12 protein-coding genes, 1 tRNA gene, 1 pseudogene and 1 CRISPR repeat array are annotated in these 17737 nt (G+C 41.1%); of the genes and pseudogenes, 7 read left to right on the forward strand and 7 right to left on the reverse strand.

Going from position 1 to position 17737, the window contains the following annotated elements; genetic code table 11:
- Nucleotides 1–62: 62 nt before the first annotated feature.
- Entirely contained in the window at nucleotides 63–1445 is a 1383-nt protein-coding gene (locus AACU25_RS12435) for a serine/threonine-protein kinase (protein WP_096576011.1), read from the reverse strand.
- A 228-nt stretch (nucleotides 1446–1673) separates the two neighbouring features.
- Nucleotides 1674–2054 carry a DUF4359 domain-containing protein gene (locus tag AACU25_RS12440; RefSeq protein ID WP_096576014.1) on the reverse strand — a complete coding sequence of 127 codons (381 nt, stop codon included), beginning with the start codon at nucleotides 2052–2054 and terminating at the stop codon, nucleotides 1674–1676.
- A gap of 117 nt (nucleotides 2055–2171) precedes the next feature.
- Here AACU25_RS12440 and AACU25_RS12445 point away from each other — a divergent pair.
- A tRNA-His gene (locus AACU25_RS12445) sits at nucleotides 2172–2244 on the forward strand.
- 307 nt (nucleotides 2245–2551) lie between these two features.
- On the opposite strand, the gene AACU25_RS12450 is transcribed toward AACU25_RS12445, so the two are convergent.
- Together AACU25_RS12450 and AACU25_RS12455 are read right to left on the reverse strand one after the other, a co-directional pair.
- Nucleotides 2552–3433: a phosphodiester glycosidase family protein gene (locus AACU25_RS12450; RefSeq protein ID WP_096576016.1), complete on the reverse strand. Its 882-nt coding sequence runs from the start codon at nucleotides 3431–3433 to the stop codon at nucleotides 2552–2554.
- A gap of 358 nt (nucleotides 3434–3791) precedes the next feature.
- Nucleotides 3792–4064, reverse strand: coding sequence for a hypothetical protein (locus tag AACU25_RS12455; protein ID WP_045869735.1), 273 nt, complete (start codon nucleotides 4062–4064; stop codon nucleotides 3792–3794).
- Nucleotides 4065–5404: 1340 nt separating this feature from the next.
- On the opposite strand from AACU25_RS12455, the gene AACU25_RS12460 reads away from it, so the two are divergent.
- From AACU25_RS12460 to AACU25_RS12480, 5 genes are all read left to right on the forward strand, one after another.
- Nucleotides 5405–6781, forward strand: coding sequence for a CmpA/NrtA family ABC transporter substrate-binding protein (locus tag AACU25_RS12460; protein WP_096576019.1), 1377 nt, complete (start codon nucleotides 5405–5407; stop codon nucleotides 6779–6781).
- Between the two features lie 136 nt (nucleotides 6782–6917).
- Nucleotides 6918–7757, forward strand: coding sequence for a nitrate ABC transporter permease (gene ntrB / locus AACU25_RS12465; protein ID WP_096576022.1), 840 nt, complete (start codon nucleotides 6918–6920; stop codon nucleotides 7755–7757).
- Nucleotides 7758–7868: 111 nt separating this feature from the next.
- Entirely contained in the window at nucleotides 7869–9872 is a 2004-nt protein-coding gene (locus tag AACU25_RS12470; RefSeq protein WP_096576024.1) for an ABC transporter ATP-binding/substrate-binding protein, read from the forward strand.
- Nucleotides 9873–10431: 559 nt separating this feature from the next.
- Nucleotides 10432–11301 carry a nitrate ABC transporter ATP-binding protein gene (locus tag AACU25_RS12475; RefSeq protein ID WP_190446104.1) on the forward strand — a complete coding sequence of 290 codons (870 nt, stop codon included), beginning with the start codon at nucleotides 10432–10434 and terminating at the stop codon, nucleotides 11299–11301.
- A 298-nt stretch (nucleotides 11302–11599) separates the two neighbouring features.
- The gene (locus AACU25_RS12480) at nucleotides 11600–12961 is read left to right on the forward strand and encodes an IS4 family transposase (RefSeq protein WP_096576029.1); all 1362 of its coding nucleotides are present in this window, start codon (nucleotides 11600–11602) and stop codon (nucleotides 12959–12961) included.
- Between the two features lie 635 nt (nucleotides 12962–13596).
- On the opposite strand, the gene AACU25_RS12485 is transcribed toward AACU25_RS12480, so the two are convergent.
- Nucleotides 13597–13989 carry a hypothetical protein gene (locus AACU25_RS12485; RefSeq protein WP_096576032.1) on the reverse strand — a complete coding sequence of 131 codons (393 nt, stop codon included), beginning with the start codon at nucleotides 13987–13989 and terminating at the stop codon, nucleotides 13597–13599.
- 312 nt (nucleotides 13990–14301) lie between these two features.
- Between AACU25_RS12485 and AACU25_RS12490 the strand changes: the two genes are divergently transcribed.
- Nucleotides 14302–14487, forward strand: coding sequence for a hypothetical protein (locus AACU25_RS12490; RefSeq protein WP_339382019.1), 186 nt, complete (start codon nucleotides 14302–14304; stop codon nucleotides 14485–14487).
- 238 nt (nucleotides 14488–14725) lie between these two features.
- A CRISPR array of direct repeats spans nucleotides 14726–15122; the repeat unit is 36 nt; unit sequence CTTTCCAATCACATCGCCCCGAAAGGGGATGGAAAC.
- A gap of 248 nt (nucleotides 15123–15370) precedes the next feature.
- On the opposite strand, the gene AACU25_RS12495 is transcribed toward AACU25_RS12490, so the two are convergent.
- Nucleotides 15371–15778, reverse strand: a complete 408-nt coding sequence (locus tag AACU25_RS12495) for a hypothetical protein (protein ID WP_096576037.1) — start codon at nucleotides 15776–15778, stop codon at nucleotides 15371–15373.
- A gap of 571 nt (nucleotides 15779–16349) precedes the next feature.
- A pseudogene (locus AACU25_RS36905) lies at nucleotides 16350–17410 on the reverse strand (ISAs1 family transposase); the annotation flags it as partial.
- Nucleotides 17411–17737 lie beyond the last annotated feature (327 nt).

The raw sequence follows: 17737 nt of genomic DNA on the forward strand, positions 1-17737 counted from the left end.
ATCCCTAATCCCCAATCCCTAATCCCCAGTCCCCAGTCCCCAGTCCCCAATCCCCCCAATCCCTAACACCTCCCCAATTTTTCAACTAACGCACTAATCTGTCGCCCTACTTGAGTACCGCCAGCCCAAATGTGAGAGGGGAGATGTCCCATAGGTGCAGACAAATGAAAATATAATTGCTGCAGCAGAATAGGAGAAGTGGCGCGGGGTAGATTCCAGCCAATATTCGCGCAAAATTTACCATAGTCACCATCAACGCTTTCGTAAATTTGCTTCTGAACGCTGAAACCAAAACGTCCTTTGCTGTACTTCAGCCACAATTCGTCAATTATTTGTAAATCCTCACAAGGCAAATTCTCAATATCACTAGTAAAAAGATAACTACTACTGGGCTTGTTGAGTGCTTCACACATTAATACCCAAGTTAGTTTATCGGCAGATTGCCATTGTTTTGCTGCTAATAAGTCGCGTAATTGATGATAATCAACTCCTACCTCAGAATTTAAGCCGTAATCTGGCTTTTTCACTATAGCTGGAGAAGAATCAAGTTTTATAGCCGAATTAAGCGCCTGCAAAGCTTCTGCAGCAAATTTATAGCGTTGGGGAAGGGCATTTTGCAGCAGTTTATCGAGAATATTACCCAGACGAGTGTTGATTTTACCTTTATTGGGTACATAATCGCGCCACACCCAGCGATCGCTTGTGTCATCAAATAAATCAAAGGGAGAAATTCCCGTTAATAAGTGAATACAACTCACGCCTAAGCTATAAAGGTCACTAGCTGGTAATGCTTTACCTCGCATTTGTTCAGGAGCCATATAACCTGGGCTTCCTACCGTAGTACCAGTATGGAGCAAAGCTGTGGCTGTAATCTGTTTGGCGACTCCGAAGTCAATCAACACTAAATCCTTACCCTTTCCCGCCAGCGATGCTCTACGCATGATATTTTCTGGCTTAATATCACGGTGGATCACTTGTCGGACATGGATAAATTGCAACACTGGTAATAAGTCTTTCAGCAGTTCCCAAATTTGGGTTTCGCTAAAAACCCCTTGCTGTTGCAATTCCTGTGCTAGCGTTTGTCCTGCAATCCATTCTTCCACCAAGTAAAGTTGATTTTCATGTTCAAAATAATCCAACAATTGGGGGATTTGCGGATGCTGCAACTCACTCAGGCGCACTGCTTCCTGGCGAAATAATTCCACAGCCTTCTCAAAGCCTTTCCCGTTGTTTTCTGGAAAACAAAATTGTTTAATAACGTACTTGGTTTTTTCTGGATGGTGTTCGTCTACAGCTAAAAAGGTGATGCCAAAACCACCACGTCCAATCAATTGCAGTAAGTGATAGCGGTCTTTAAGCAATAGTGGTTTACCACATTTGGTACAAAACCTTGCTGTGTCAGAATTATAAGCATACAAACAGCCAATGTTAGGACAGAGTTTCATTACAAAGTAGAGCTTTGCCTGGGTCTACATTATGCATTATTCCCAACTCATACCTGCTTCTTCCCTACTTAAGAGGGAGATGAGCCACTATCCCCAGCCGGAAGCCTCCAAATCGCTGCTTCTTTTGGCTTTTGCAACATTAATTAAGTACAAGCAGATTCATTAGTAGGGTAATTCATTTTGAATTTTGAATTTTGAATTTTGAATTTTGAATTCCCCTCTAGGGGGTTATTGCTGCTGTGCAGAATAAGTATAAAAGCTGTTAAATGCTCCCACTGTCTGAAAACTGTAAGAAGGTATAACTGAATTTAGTTTTAAATTTGTACGGTAAATGCTAAAAAGCAGAAAATCTTGCCGTTCTGTAGTTCCCGCAATAATTCCCCGCATTTGAGGGTTAAAAGAATCTACCGTTTTCTCACAATTGAAATTGATTAAATTTTGCAATATTCCTTGTGTTTTCTTACAAACATCCGTTTTTAAATATTGTGACAACCTCTCTGATGCATAATCTTCATATTGCGTCTGGTTAGGATTTGTGCTTGCCATTGCTATGCCCAATGCGGCTAGTCCTGCAGCTGCTAAATATGCAATAATTGTTGTGGATTTCATGTTTTATCAGCTATGATTTGTTTTAGTCATGAGACTGGAAATAAACTGAGTCCGTTCCGAAAATAAAAATTTTCTGGACTAAATAGCAAAAAGAGTGCTATACTCAGATAGTTAATGGCGAGCGTAGCCAAGTGGTTAAGGCAGTGGTTTGTGGTACCACCATCCGTGGGTTCGAGTCCCATCGTTCGCCCTCTACAGTTACAAGTGTTTTTATTCTCGCTAATTAGTTAGAGAAATATTGTTTTTCTCAATACTAATCAGCTTAACTAGGTATTTAGGAAAAAGCATTTTCATCCTTTCATAATGAATACGAGCATCCTTAAGGAGAAGCTAGACTCAAACCCTTAAATGTCTAGCAATAATTTACCATTCATAACTTAATCAGCATAGAAGATATAAAATCTGCTTATAGCATTAATTTAAATTATTAATTTTTCAATATTTATAAAAAAAATGTTATTTTTCATCACGAAGTTAGACAAGACTGTTAAAGTCCTCTAATTCTCCTGAACCAATAAAACCGACTTCACAGGTCGCTGAATAGGCTTTCTGACAATATTTAGTTTCCCGTAAACAGTTTTGCCATTGTAATAAAGTGAAGACGAACTCCCGCCATCTAGGTTCATGGCTTTTTTTACACCAAGGGTTTTCATGAAATCTGCCAATTCTGATAAGGTCATCCCAGATTTAGCCAGACGGACGTTTGGCTTTTGAGCTACCATCAGCAAAACAATATTGCCATCATCTGTAATCCCTACAGCGCTTCTAGAACTAGGTTGATTAGTACCAATTGCATCTCGTCCATTGCTTTTATCCACAAAGCCTTCTTGTTCTGAAGTGATTTCTGGTAAGAGTCCTGGGCCACCACCTACAGCATCGAGTAACTGACAGCCAGCTAAGGGTGATTCATTGTGCAAGACAATATCGTAAGTGACAGTATCCCCGCATTGATAGCGGCGAAATTCTGCGCGATTGAAAATTTTACTGAAGTAGGGTTTTAAGCTGGGATTATTCACCAACCGTTCATTGTCTTTGGGATTGCCTACTTCACGACCAGAAATAACTACATAAGATGTAGATTTTTGGTTAACTGGATCAAAAAAGCCTGCATTCAAGATTGCCTTGGCTTGATACTGCTGGGCAAATTGTTGGACAGTCGCCACCTTGGGCGATATTGCTGGAGTGACAACAAATTGGCTATCAGTGGGAATTGACAGGATATGAACTATACTTTGCGGTAGGGTACGCTGCTCGTAGCGGATGGTTTTTGGTGGTGAGGGTGGAACGGTTGGTACTACCGATATAGAAGAATGCAACTTAAATAATAGCGGTATCCCAAAACTCACTGTTGTCAAACCCAGCAGCCAAATTTTTCTCACTTGTCTACCCTAATCCTTTGATCAGTTTAATTTTAATGACTTGAATATGATCAGCAAAGACACGCAACATCTTGTTACGGCTAGATTGCATCTCTCTAATAGTTCAACACACAAATATTGACAGGTGTCGATTGGGGAAAGGGAAAAGGTCAAAGGGGAAGGGTTTAAAGGCTTTACCCTTTTCCCCTTACCCTTTCCCCCGCCTGTCAAAAAGACTTTGGCAGACTACTAGACGATTGAATGCTAGTGATAGTTGCGTGTCAAAAGTCATCTAGGCGATCGCACCAGAGGTTGATTCATGTAGCGTTAAAATAAAGGCGATCGCACTTACTAAATAGCTCTGCTTGATGCTGGATAGCTATGAGGCTTTGGGTTGATACCACAGCATCAGCTTCAAAGTTGAGCAGTAGCAATCCCCCTCACTAATTTCTTGCTCATGCTCGGCTATCCAATCATATAATTGTGCAGCTTTGGCTAATGCCACCCGTTCTGACCGATAAAGCTTAGGGCTAGGGCAAAAAGCTTTGCCATTGATGTGTATCGCTGCAATGTGCCAATAGTCGCTACTTTCACCCTCTGGTAAAACTTCCAAAAATCCGCTACTGTAAGGCTCGATTATTCCGATGTTCATCTGCCAATCAATAGAACTACAAAAATATCTATCGTACAGTTGCCTTTGATGGCTTGCCATCGTACTGCTTGGGTAAGCAGTAAATCCGTGTTGCAGAGAAAACAAAGGTGAAAAAAACCTAATGTATTGCAAGTAATTCTCTAGGTATAATTTCCTCTGTCAAATTTGAACAATTTTTGACCAAAAGATACTGTAAGAATAGTCTTGTGAGCAGATGTTAGTACTGACTATAAGTCATATATTAGTAGCATCAATTATCACATAGAACGGAAGTTATACAAGGAGCTATATATGCTGACCACCATGATTTTCTTTTTTGGTTACGCTGCACTATCTACATTATTTATTTCTAGTGTTGAGTAAGGAAGTAAGGAACTTCCAACTAAACAACTACTAGCAATGTCAACCAAGAATGCGACAGATGCGTAGGGGCACAATTATGTTGTGCCCTGAATAATATATTGATGTGTCGCCAACGTGATTCTCAATCAACGCGCTGAGGAACCTGTTTTACGGGTGTTGCGTCCCTCAAAGGAGAATACTGGGCTGCTTAACTAAGTTGTCATCTGCTGTAACTTCTCAAAAATCTAGTACTCAAGTTCTAAGTACAAAGTGCTTTAGTCAACAGAACTGATGGCATTTACAACAACTGAAAATTAATCATAGATTTTAATTGATGATAATTATATATTTTCGCTAAATCTCAATCATTAATCATTATATGTAGCGAAATATATCAACTTGCCTCGCAAGCACTGAATTTCCCATAAGCTTGGTTTTCGAGACCCTCTGCTGAAGCAGCATATAAAAAAACCTGTCGCCTGTTCTGTGACTTTAGATAAGCTAATGAATCACATTGCTCATCATAGATTCATACAATGGTTTCTATAAAAAATTTGCGTAAATGATGATTGAGAATGCAATGTAACCATGCTAAAAATGTGCATTCATAGCTTATAAACAATAAAATCTATAAATTTGAATTGATATATTAGAACTTTGCGGCAGCTATAGGGCAGATAGATAAAATTTTACTTATATAACCAATCTAATATTTATTTAATACTTTTGATTTAGAGTTAACCATTTAGACCTTTATACCTGTAAACTAATTTTAACAAGTTAAGTGATGGTTCCCCGGTTGCCCAGATTCTAGTCTATCCAATCCCCAATTTTTTCTTATATACACAGTAGTTGCAATCGCCATTTCTTTGAGGAATGACGAAAATCTGTGTACCCAAAAACAAACAAATTAACAATTAAGACGTGCAAGAAATAGTTTATTTTCTTGTCTTAATTGCCATACAAAAAAACTTAAACTGCACTTTTAAGGAGACCCTATGACAGAATTTCTGAATCAGTTTTCTCGCCGTAAATTTATCTTAACAGCCGGAGCTTCTGCGGGTGCTGTATTCCTGAAAGGCTGTTTAGGCAATCCTCCTGAAAGCGCTGGTGGTGGTGGCACAGCACAACCAACAGCACAGCAAGTAGCTAATATTAGTCCCGAACAAAAGCCAGAAACTGCTACAGTCAAGCTGGGATATATTCCCATTGTGGAATCCGCACCGCTAATTATTGCCAAAGAAAAAGGCTTGTTTGCAAAGTATGGCATAAACGTAGAACTTGCCAAACAAGCTTCTTGGGGTGCAGCCAGAGATAATTTGGAAATTGGTTCTGCTGGTGGTGGGATTGATGGTGGTCAATGGCAAATGCCAATGCCTCATTTAATTACAGAAGGCTTAATTACCAAGGGAAATCAAAAAATTCCCATGTATGTGTTGTGTCAATTAATTACACATGGGAATGGAATTGCGATCGCCAATAAGCACCTAGGTAAAGGTGTAAGTCTGCAATTGGCTGGTGCGAAGTCCTTATTTAAAGAACTCAAATCCTCTACACCCTTCACTGCTGCTTTTACCTTCCCCCACGTTAACCAAGATTTGTGGATTCGTTACTGGTTAGCAGCCGGTGGAATAGACCCTGATGCAGATGTGAAGTTGCTTACCGTACCTGCGGCGCAAACTGTCGCCAACATGAAAACCGGAACAATGGATGCATTCAGTACCGGCGACCCCTGGCCTTTCCGCCTTGTCAACGACAAAATTGGTTACATGGCTGCATTAACCGCAGAGATTTGGAAGAATCATCCAGAAGAATACTTGGCGATGCGGGCTGATTGGGTAGACAAACATCCCAAAGCTACCAAAGCCATACTCAAAGGTGTTATGGAAGCGCAGCAGTGGTTAGATAACTTTGATAACCGCAAAGAAGCCGCACAAATTCTCGCTGGCAGAAATTATTTCAACCTGCCCTCAGCAGCAATTTTGGCAGACCCATATCAAGGTAAATATGATATGGGTGATGGCCGCAAAATTGATGATAAATCAATGGCTGCTTATTACTGGAAAGATGAAAAAGGTAGCGTTTCTTATCCCTACAAGAGCCACGATTTATGGTTTATCACAGAAAACGTGCGCTGGGGATTCTTACCCAAAGATTACATTGCCAATAATGGTGCAAAAGCCAAAGAATTAATCAATAAAGTTAACCGCGAAGATATTTGGAAGGAAGCTGCGAAAGAATTAGGAATTGCGGCGGCTGATATTCCTACAAATACATCTCGTGGTGTGGAAGAATTTTTTGATGGTGCCAAGTTTGACCCCGAAAAACCAGAAGAATATCTCAAGAGCCTCAAGATTAAAAAAGTGAGCATCTAGAGTTGTAGAGACGCGATTAATCGCGTCTGTAAGTCAAAATTTATTGGTGAATTTTCTTAATTACCAATAACAACTAAAAAACACCAAACACCAAATACCAAACGCCAAATACCCAATTAAGAGGAGATCAAAGTTTATGACTATTGCCCAAAAGCGCCCTGCAAGTCCTAGGTTAGATAACAGCTTTATATCCCGTCTGCAAAAGCAATTTCCCAATATTGTACCGCCAGCGATCGCAATTATTGTCTTTCTGGTTGTGTGGCAACTATTTGCTTTAACTCCTGGCGCAACATTACCAGGGCCAATTCAAGTAATTACAGATACTTGGATATTGATTTTGTATCCTTTCTACGATAAGGGTGGCACAGATAAAGGTCTTTTTTGGCAGATTTGGGCAAGTCTCCAACGGGTTGCAATTAGTTATACACTAGCGGCAATTGTTGGTATTGCTTTGGGTATTTTGATTGGGGTGAATAAAACAATGTCTAAAGCTTTAGACCCCATCTTCCAACTATTACGGACTGTACCTCCTCTAGCTTGGGTACCAATTTCCTTAGCAGCATTACGCCAAAACGAACCAGCAGCTTTATTCGTAATCTTCATCACTGCAATTTGGCCGATATTAATTAACACTGCTGTGGGTGTAACTCAAATTCCCCAAGATTACAACAACGTAGCTAAAGTTCTGCAATTGAGCCGCAAAGAATACTTCACCAATATCTTAATTCCTGCTGCTTTACCCTACATTTTCACAGGTTTAAGAATTGCGATTGGTTTGGCTTGGTTAGCGATTATCGCGGCAGAAATCGTCATGTCCGGTATTGTGGGAATTGGCTTCTTCATCTGGGATGCTTATCAAAACAACAACGTCAGCGAAGTAATTTTAGCTCTAGTTTATATCGGTGTTGTTGGTCTCCTGCTCGATAAATTAATGGCTTGGGTGCAAAACCTGATTTTACCAGCAGAACAGAAATAGTAATTAGGTAATGGGTAATGGGTAATTGGTAATTGGTAATGAATACAACTACCAATTACCAAACACCAAACACCAAACACCAAATAACAATTACCAAAGGACAAATAACAAATGAGCGTATTCGTTGCTGTTGATCAAATTGATAAGGTTTTTGAGTTAACTGGTGGTGGTCAGTATATTGCTCTCAAAGGAATTGACTTACAAATTAAAAAAGGTGAGTTTGTTTCTTTAATTGGTCACTCCGGTTGTGGTAAATCTACTCTGTTAAATATGATTGCAGGTTTAGATTTACCATCTGACGGTGTGGTGACTTTAGAAGGACAAAGAATCACCAGACCAGGGCCAGACCGGATGGTGGTATTCCAAAATTATTCTTTACTACCTTGGCGGACAGTTAGAGAAAATATCGCCTTGGCTGTAGATTCAGTAATGAAGGGAATGCCGGCTGCGGAACGCAAAGCCGTTGTCGAGAAACATATAGATATGGTGGGTTTGCGTCCCCATGCTGATAAACAGCCAGGAATGTTATCTGGGGGACAAAAACAACGGGTAGCGATCGCGCGGGCTTTGGCAATTCGTCCTAAGTTATTATTACTAGATGAACCCTTTGGTGCGTTGGATGCATTAACCAGGGGGAACTTGCAAGAACAATTAATGCAAATCTGCGAAGAAAATCAAGTCACTGCGGTAATGGTTACCCATGACGTAGATGAAGCAGTATTGCTATCTGACAGAATTGTGATGTTGACCAATGGCCCCGAATCGAAAATTGGTGACATCTTAGAAGTAGATATTCCCAGACCCCGCAAGCGCATGGAAGTAGTAGAACATCCCAGCTACTACCGTCTGCGGAGTGAGATGATTTACTTCCTCAACCAGCAAAAACGTATTAAGAAAATTCGGGCGCGGAAAACTGCGAATATTTCCCGTCATGGCTTAGAAAAAGTTAACTTAGAAATTGGCTTCTTACCCCTCACTGCTTGCGCCCCCCTAGCTATTGCCAAAGAAAAAGGCTTTTTTGCCAAGCATGGTTTAGATGAAGTCAACTTAGTGCGGGAAACCAGCTGGCGTGGGATTGAAGATGGGATTGCTGGTGGTTATTTAGATGCTGCTCAAATGCCTTCGGGTATGCCAATGTGGTTAACATTGGGCGGACGTAAAAACCAACCGTTACCTGTGGTGAGTTCTCTGACTATGACTCGTAACGGTAACGCTATTACTTTAGCGAAGCGCTTTTACGACCAAGGTGTACAAAGCTTATCAGACTTCAAAAAATATCTCCTACGTACCCGCGAACAACGCCACACAATGGGCGTAGTGCATCCCGCATCCATGCACAACTTGCTGCTACGTTACTGGCTAGCATCTGGGGGAGTTGACCCCGATATTGATGTGGATATGTCCACCATTCCCCCAGCGCAGATGGTAGCCGACTTACAAAATGGCAGTATTGACGGTTACTGTGTGGGTGAACCTTGGAACTACCGCGCTGCTGTTGAAGGTGTTGGCTTCACCGTAGCGACAGACTTAGAAGTTTGGCTAGGACACCCCGGTAAAGTTCTGGGTGTGCGGGAAGATTGGGCGGAAGCTTATCCCAATACCCACATTGCTTTAACCAAAGCCTTACTAGAAGCTTGCGTTTTCTGTGCAGATCCCAAAAATGCCGAGGAAATTAGAAGGATTACAGCCGGGCGTGAATATGTCAGCACCGATGTAGAGTATATTCAACTCGAAGATCCTGATAATTTAACTTGTGACTTAGACCATCCACTACGGGATTACGCCCATCACCAATTTTATTCCGAGTCGGCAATCAACCGCCCCAGCCGTACCGAACAAATTTGGATCATGAGTCAACTAGCGCGGTGGGGTGATACACCTTTCCCGAGAAACTGGGTAGAAGTTGTAGAAAGAGTTTGTCGAGTCCGCGTCTTCAGTACCGCAGCTAGAGAATTAGGTTTAGATATTAGCTATACTCGCCAACCGATTCAGCTATTTGATGGGACTCCCTTTAACGCCGACGATCCTATCTCCTATCTCAACACCTTGCAGATTAAGCGTGACTTCTCCATTGCTGAAGTCATCCTTGATGCACCAAGAAGAACAGCAGCGTAGGGAGAATTCAAAATTCTCTCTTGGAAAGTTCTGATCGGAGGAAACCTCCGCTCAGACTTTCCGCAAAATTCAAAATTCAAAATAATTTTCCCAGTGTTTAACGTTTGAGGGCATCCTCAGCCCTCATTTTTCCAGGTTTGAGAGGCTCAGAAGTTCATTAATGAGGCTCGGAAGTTCATTAATGAAGCTCGGAAGTTCATTAATGAGGCTCAGAAGTTCATTAATGAGGCTCGAAAGTTCATTAATGAGGCTCAGAAGTTCATTAATGAGGCTCGAAAGTTCATTAATGAGGCTCGGAAGTTCATTAATGAAGCTCGGAAGCTCGTGAATGAGGCTCGGAAGTTCATTAATGAGGCTCGGAAGCTCGTGAATGAGGCTCGGAAGTTCATTAATGAAGCTCAGAAGCTCGTGAATGAGGCTCAGAAGCTCATTAGAGAATACCAAAAACCTAATCGCCCTCTTTTATTCTCTCTGTCTCTGCGCTTCTGCGTAAAACAAATTCCTAATTTCCCCTAAGCAACACCTTAAATTTCTCACCCTTCACCCTTTCTCCATCCCTATGCAAAACCGCAACTTAAGACTAGCTGAAAACCCCAGAGATGCACAAAGAACAGGATATGCAGGTGGAATTAGCACCCGTCAGCCTTTCCTAGAAATTAAAGATGTTTCTAAAGTTTACCCCACCAAAAAAGGCCCCTTCACTGTACTTGATGGCGTTAACCTCAACGTAGAAAAAGGTGAGTTTATTTGTGTAATTGGTCACTCTGGCTGTGGCAAATCAACTCTACTAAATATGGTGTCTGGGTTTAACTTCCCCACCTCTGGACAAGTATTGCTAGAAGGACAACCCATCACCAAACCAGGCCCAGACAGGATGGTAGTTTTCCAAAACTATGCTCTACTTCCCTGGCGCACAGCTTTTGAAAATATTTATCTCGCTGTCAACGCAGTTTACCCCGAAAAACCAGAACAGGAAAAAAGAGCAATTGTCCGCGAACATTTGGCAATGGTAGGACTAGCTGATGCAATGGAAAAGAAACCAATGCAGATGTCTGGGGGTATGAGACAGCGGGTTTCTATTGCTCGTGCATTGGCGATTCGTCCCAAAGTGCTGATTTTAGACGAACCTTTTGGGGCATTAGACGCAATTACCAAAGAAGAATTACAAGAAGAATTACTGAAGATTTGGGGTGATAATCGCTGCACAGTGCTGATGATTACCCATGATATTGATGAAGCACTGTTTTTAGCAGACAAATTGGTAATGATGACCAATGGCCCACACGCAAAGATTGGGGAAGTTATGGAAATACCCTTTGCGCGTCCACGCGATCGCGCCCGCATCATGGAAGATCCACAATATTACAAGCTGCGGAACTATGCCCTAGACTTCCTCTTTAACAGATTTGCCCACGATGACGTAGGGTAAAACGTCCCCTAACACAACAAAGGTTAGCACTCAGTCAAAAGTAAAAGGTTTAGTCTACCACCTGCCTTTTAGTTTTGACTGTTTTTTTATGAAAATGTAGGGGCACGGCATCCACCATTGGTGTCAACTTAACGTGAAACCCTCTTGGTTGCAAGGTTTTACCCTCACCCTGTGCCCCTCTCCCACGAGGCTATCCATTACCCGGATCTTTCTCAACAAAACTACAATTTACTTAAAAATAGCTAGAAAGCTGAGTAGGTATAGTTTTGTCATGGGAAGTAAAAACGGGTAATGGAAGATGGAAAAGTGGGCATCAGAAGAATTGAGACAAGCAGACTTAGGAGATGCAAGAAGAAATAAACGTTTAATAAGGATAGTGGAAGATTTAGCAGCACAACCTAGTGCGAGCATACCGCAAGCTTGTGGAAATGTAGCAGCAACCACAGCAGCGTATGATTTTTGGAATTCACCATACTTTGAAGCAGATGATATTAGGAATGCCCATATCAAAAGTACAGTCTCTAGAATCAAAGAACATGAGACAGTGTTGATGATTCAGGATACAACAAATATAGATTTGACAAAACATCCAGCGACAAGAGGAATTGGTTATCTAGATCATAGAAAAAGCTTGGGATTAAAAGTACATACAGCGTTTGCAGCCAGTACAAACGGAGTACCACTGGGAATCATTAATCAACAAGTTTGGACAAGAGATATAGAAGATTTAGGAATAGCGAAAAAACGCCGTCAACGACAAATACAAGAAAAAGAAAGTCAAAGATGGTTAGATGGATTAGAGAGAACACAAGAGTTTGTGCCCACAGAAACAACAGTTGTCACTATGGGAGATTCCGAAGCTGATATATTTGACTTATTTCGGAAACAACGCCCGAGAAATTCACATTTACTCATCCGGGGAACCCACAATAGAAAAGTCAATCACACAGCCAAGTATTTACATCAAGCAATCCGTGCTACCTCAGTAGGGGGAACATTATTAGTAGAAGTAAAACGTAATCCAGAAGCGGCAGCTAGAACTGCAAAACTAATCATTAAATATGCAACATTTGAAGTAGATGTACCACGGCATCACATAGCACGTTCACAACTTAAACCAGTAAAATTACAGGTGATTTTAGCAGAAGAAAAAAATCCACCAGTAGGTGTTAGCCCGATTAGTTGGCTATTATTAACGACCCTAGAAATTAAGAATTTTTCCGCCGCCATACGTTGCGTCAAATGGTATACCTATCGTTGGTTAATTGAACGCTACCACTATGCTTTAAAAAGCGGTTGTCAAATCGAAGAATTACAACTCGAAACTGCAAAGCGAATCAATATGGCATTAGCTACATATTCAATTGTCGCTTGGCGTTTATTATGGCTCACTTACGAAGCCAGACATAATCCAGATATTAGTTGTGAAACTGTTTTAGAGATATTTGAATGGCAGTCGTTATGCGTACATTTTACTAAAAATCCGATTCCACCTCAAAAGCCACCAACTCTTAGAGAAGCTGTACGTATGATTGCCACTCTCGGTGGTTTTTTAGGGCGCAAAAGCGATGGCGAACCTGGAGTTAAGACTATTTGGCGTGGATTGCGACGATTACATGATATCGCTGCTACTTGGAAATTAGCCCGGCTAACCCACTAGCCAAATCAACAAAATCCGCAAGGGTATGTCAACAACAATCCATATGGATACATATTTTTCTCACTCTGTCAACCACAGCTAAGAATCCTCAACGTGAAATTACTCCTATAAATGGCTTTCAGCTTTGTTAAGAAAGATGTGACTAATGGATAGCCCACAGGGAGAGGGGAGCAAGAGATTTAGTTCCCCTTCTCCTGCGGGAGAAGGGGTTAGGGGATGAGGGCGCGAGGTATTTGTACAACGCCCGCCCTATATAGCTTTTAGCTTAAGTTGACACCCGCTTGGTTGCAAGGTTTCGCCCTCACCCCCAGCCCCTCTCCCTCAGGGAGCTACGGTGTATACACAAGTCCTAAAATCCTTGCCGCATAAGATGCAAGCCTTAGTAGGTAAGGTTTTGAGATTATCAATTAGATTGTCAATAGTCCTAACTTATTGATAAGCATTTAACGGAAAATCAAGGATTTAAAAAATAAATTTTCGTTCTTGTGCGTCAATTTGATTCCCAAACCAAGATGTGTATACACGGTAGCCCTCAGGGAGAGGGGAGCAAGAGATTTAGTTCCCCTTCTCCTTTATTTCTTGGAAATCCTTTAGATCCCCGTCTGAAAAGGTCTTTAATTTTGAATTTTGAATTGTTACGCTGTCTCTGTAGCAGCGGCTTTGGCATCTGCGCTTGATTTTAACCGCGTGATGGTGGCTTTACGAGCGCGATCGCTTTTTTTTACGGCACCTGCTAGTTCATATTCTCGGCTATCTTTGCCATATTTCGACGCTACACCACTAACTAGGCGTTCTGAAGTTTCGCGCATATTCTTTTCTAGGGCTTCTATTTTTTCCTTTGCCGAATCGAGGGTGTTTAACAACTTATTATATTGCTTGAGTTCGTCGCGTAGTTCGCTAGATAAGTCAGTCAAATGCTGCAAACTGACGGCATCACCAAAATCGAGGTTGGGATCAATCGATTGAAACCCGATTGTCTGCTGTTCTATTTTTTCGAGTACGGAAGAAGTTTTTTTGAGGCGAGGCATCAATGCATACCTTTTACTTAACTTTATGCTTATAGCGTCTCTCAAACATACGAGGAGTCGGTTCAGTAAAAATAGCCAAAATCAAGCATTTTTTCAGAAAAAATTTAATTATTCAGTTCGGTAATTACCGTAAAATAATTTATCTTGTTAAAGAAAGTGTTCACCTTGTTAAACAAAGTGTTTGGTTTGTTAAAGAAAGTGTTCACCTTGTTAAAGAAAGTGTTCACCTTGTTAAACAAAGTGTTCGGTTTGTTAAAGAAAGCGTTCGCCTTGTTAAACAAAGTGTTCGGTTTGTTAAAGAAAGCGTTCACCTTGTTAAACAAAGTGTTCGGTTTGTTGACTAGTGATCGCATTTTGTTCACGTACCCAAGCAGGCGATCGCACATTTCCTCTGTTGGTTCAAAATTGCGTGTAGACATCGCCTATCAAGCCTCTAACAATCTTTACTTGCAGATGCGATCGCTCAAAACCCCTGCGATTTCTGTAAACATTATGTAATAAATTTGACTTATACAGGGAAAAAGTTATATCTTAAAAATAGCGTGCGTCGCTCATCGACGCATCTCGCCCGAACCTTGAAAACCGCATAAATCCGTTGAGATGCGTCGATGCCTTATACAGTAAGGTTTTCAGGCTGCAAAATCGATGCTTTTGAGAAAATTTTTGATGATTTTTCAGAGATGCGTCGATTAGGGGGTCTCAAACCCTCTCCTAGTAAGGTTTCCAGAAGTGAACTCTTTCCAATCACATCGCCCCGAAAGGGGATGGAAACGAAATTAAGCATTTTTTTGTCCTTTTTGAGGTTCTTTTCTTTCCAATCACATCGCCCCGAAAGGGGATGGAAACTTGTTTTCAGTTTTGTAAACTAAAATTCCTTTGACTTTCCAATCACATCGCCCCGAAAGGGGATGGAAACCCATAATTTCCACATGAAGTTAGTAGCACAGATAAAGACTTTCCAATCACATCGCCCCGAAAGGGGATGGAAACGCTGGTATTCATCAGGGTAAAACAATTTAATTTCTCCTTTCCAATCACACCGCCCCGAAAGGGGATGGAAACTGCGATAAGGATTTTTTTACTACCTAAATCAACAACTTTCTGCTCGCATCGCCCCTAAAGGATATGGAAACTAGATCCCCGACTTCTTTAAGAAATCGGGGATCTGATCTAAACTTTGCGATCGCAGATTAAATCTTTTACCCCTCACGGGGATGGAAAAAGTTGAAATGTCTAATGAGATCGCATTCAGCAAGAGAATTTTTAGTGCGTATAGTATAAGATTCACACCATATCGCTACTATAAATTCAGTATTGTGATTTCCTATTTTAAATTTAATCAAGGATGGTTCGTAAACTTTTACCCACATCACAAATGATATTAGTCCATATACCCAGTTGGCATTTGCGTTTCAACAGTGTTCTCTGAAATTGGGCGGCTACCATCTATTTCTAGAGTATCTTGAACTTGAAAATTATTCTTAGCAATCGGACGTTGTCCGTCTATCTCCAGAATTTTTTCTACCTCTAAATCATTAGGGTCAATTGGCCTTTTGCCATCTAATGTTAACATCTCATGCTCTGGAAAATCACTCTTACCAATCGGGCGTTGTCCATCTATATCAATTGTTTTGTCAGAATAATTTTCAGACTTAACAATTGGACGCTGCCCATCTATATTCAGCGTTTCCTTAATTTCAATATTACTGGGATCAACTGGGCGCTGTCCATCTATATCAATTGTTTTAGGCGTTTGTGTCAAGTCGCTAGATGATGATTCTAAAGGCATAAATTATAGTATCTTTTAATCGAAAGATATGTTTCTCAAAAAACTTGAGTGAGATAATCAATTACTGTAGTAAATTAAAATTTAAAAATCTTCTACCATAAAAGATAATATATCTCTAACTTGGGATTGATTACTTGATAAATAGTCTCTTAGAGGTTATTTATCAAGTAAAAATAAAATTATCGTAGGATGCGTTAGGCGCTGGTTTCCAATATGATTTGTCACAAAAGAACTATCCTAGCGCCTAACGCATCATCCACGCGGTGGTGCGTTACGGCTAAATATCATTGTCTCTGTGTCCGAAATTCTTTCATAGCCGTAACACACCCTACTTGCTACAACGCGGGAAACCCGCTTGGCGACAACGTTCTGCCCTCACCCCCAGCCCCTCTCCCACTAGGCTAAGGTGTACACACCAGTTATCGCATCACTACCATTCCTCGAATTACCCCACCCTAACCCTCCCCTTGCAAAGGGGAGCCACTGCGTTGCGGGGGTTCCCCCCGTTGTAGCAAGTGGCGTGAGGGAACTAGATTTTCTTGTTTCCCCCCTTGGCAAGGGCAGGGCTGTTTCATTCCACAAGATGAAGGAGTTTGTCAATATCATGAGAGAGAAATCTGTGAGCAATTGTGATGGAATGATAACCATTGCGACGAAGAATATTGAGTGCGATCGCTCTGATAATGGAAAGATTAGCAGGAGCGTTGCCAAGACGGATTGTAGAACAATCCTCTTTGAAAACAACGTCTTTCACCCAGTGAAGGCAGTTTTCGATACCCCAATGACCACGAATACCGAGAGCAAATTCCTTGGCGCTGGCGATCAGACTGCTAATATAACAAACAATTTCATGATATTTCTTACCCTTTCTCGTACCAATTCTTTCGACCCTGACTAAAGATTTTATTCCAGTCCATAACGGGTCAATTCCATTGATATCATGAAAGACTTCTACAGTACGTGTTGTACATCTATCTCTAGTTTTTTCGGTCTCAACTATACGAGAAGTAGGTTTTTTTGTAGCAGCAATACGTTGAATATGACTATGTAGTTTGGGCTGATTATCTTTAACAGCAATGACATAATCATTACCGCCCTCGATAATTATTTGACAAGTTTTTTTTGACAATGTAAGGAATCAAAGCTCAAGACCACACCTTCTAGACCCAATGCTGTGACTAACTCTTGTACAACTTGAATTTCGCTTTTATGCTGGTTCTCAAATTTCTCCATCCCGATAACCAGCCCTTTTTTTCCAGCAAATACTGATACTATGCTCACAAAATTCTGATGAGATGAACTATAGTTTTGTACTGTACCCTTAATACTTTTGCCGTCTATAGCACACCATTGTGATACCTCTAAATCCACATAATTTTTTGCCCATTCATTAAATTTATGAGCCAGTTTATCGAAATCCACTCCCATGACTATACGTCGGATTGTTGAATATGAGGGAACCCCATGTTTTTGAATGCCAAATTTATTTATTAATACTCGACTATGCCTTTTGACGAAATCCCCCCATCCCCGATATCCCACGTATCCATTCATTGTTCCCATTATGACAAATAGCAACACCAGCCACAGTGGATGTCTTCGTCCATCAGTCGTTCTAAAATCTTCCACTTGCTTTAATTGTTCAATCAGATCTGCACCCATATTTTTTCCCCTCAACACTTGCTATTTTACGTGTTTTAGGGAATGAAACAGCCCTGGGGATTAAGGGGGGTAAAACCCGGATCTCAAAATAACTCCGATTTGTGTGTACACCGTAGCCCACCAGGAGAGGGGAGCAAGAGATTTAGTTCCCCTTCTCCTGCGGGAGAAGGGGTTAGGGGATGAGGGCGAGGTATTTGTACAACACGCGCCGTATATAGCTTTTAGCTTAAGTTGACAGGTATGAACGCAGTGGCTCCCCTACTTAAGATTTACTTTATAAATGGTCTCTGAGCGCGG

The organism is Tolypothrix tenuis PCC 7101, assembly GCF_963874875.1.
In the GTDB taxonomy this organism is placed as follows: domain Bacteria; phylum Cyanobacteriota; class Cyanobacteriia; order Cyanobacteriales; family Nostocaceae; genus Aulosira; species Aulosira tenue.

What these genes read in the sequence shown, in the direction of transcription:
- AACU25_RS12435 (WP_096576011.1), bottom strand. Translation starts at nt 1,445, where the DNA reads ATGAAACTCTGTCCTAACATTGGCTGTTTGTATGCTTATAATTCTGAC.
- AACU25_RS12440 (WP_096576014.1), bottom strand. Translation starts at nt 2,054, where the DNA reads ATGAAATCCACAACAATTATTGCATATTTAGCAGCTGCAGGACTAGCC.
- AACU25_RS12455 (WP_045869735.1), bottom strand. Translation starts at nt 4,064, where the DNA reads ATGAACATCGGAATAATCGAGCCTTACAGTAGCGGATTTTTGGAAGTT.
- AACU25_RS12460 (WP_096576019.1), top strand. Translation starts at nt 5,405, where the DNA reads ATGACAGAATTTCTGAATCAGTTTTCTCGCCGTAAATTTATCTTAACA.
- ntrB (WP_096576022.1), top strand. Translation starts at nt 6,918, where the DNA reads ATGACTATTGCCCAAAAGCGCCCTGCAAGTCCTAGGTTAGATAACAGC.
- AACU25_RS12470 (WP_096576024.1), top strand. Translation starts at nt 7,869, where the DNA reads ATGAGCGTATTCGTTGCTGTTGATCAAATTGATAAGGTTTTTGAGTTA.
- AACU25_RS12475 (WP_190446104.1), top strand. Translation starts at nt 10,432, where the DNA reads ATGCAAAACCGCAACTTAAGACTAGCTGAAAACCCCAGAGATGCACAA.
- AACU25_RS12480 (WP_096576029.1), top strand. Translation starts at nt 11,600, where the DNA reads ATGGAAAAGTGGGCATCAGAAGAATTGAGACAAGCAGACTTAGGAGAT.
- AACU25_RS12485 (WP_096576032.1), bottom strand. Translation starts at nt 13,989, where the DNA reads ATGCCTCGCCTCAAAAAAACTTCTTCCGTACTCGAAAAAATAGAACAG.
- AACU25_RS12495 (WP_096576037.1), bottom strand. Translation starts at nt 15,778, where the DNA reads ATGCCTTTAGAATCATCATCTAGCGACTTGACACAAACGCCTAAAACA.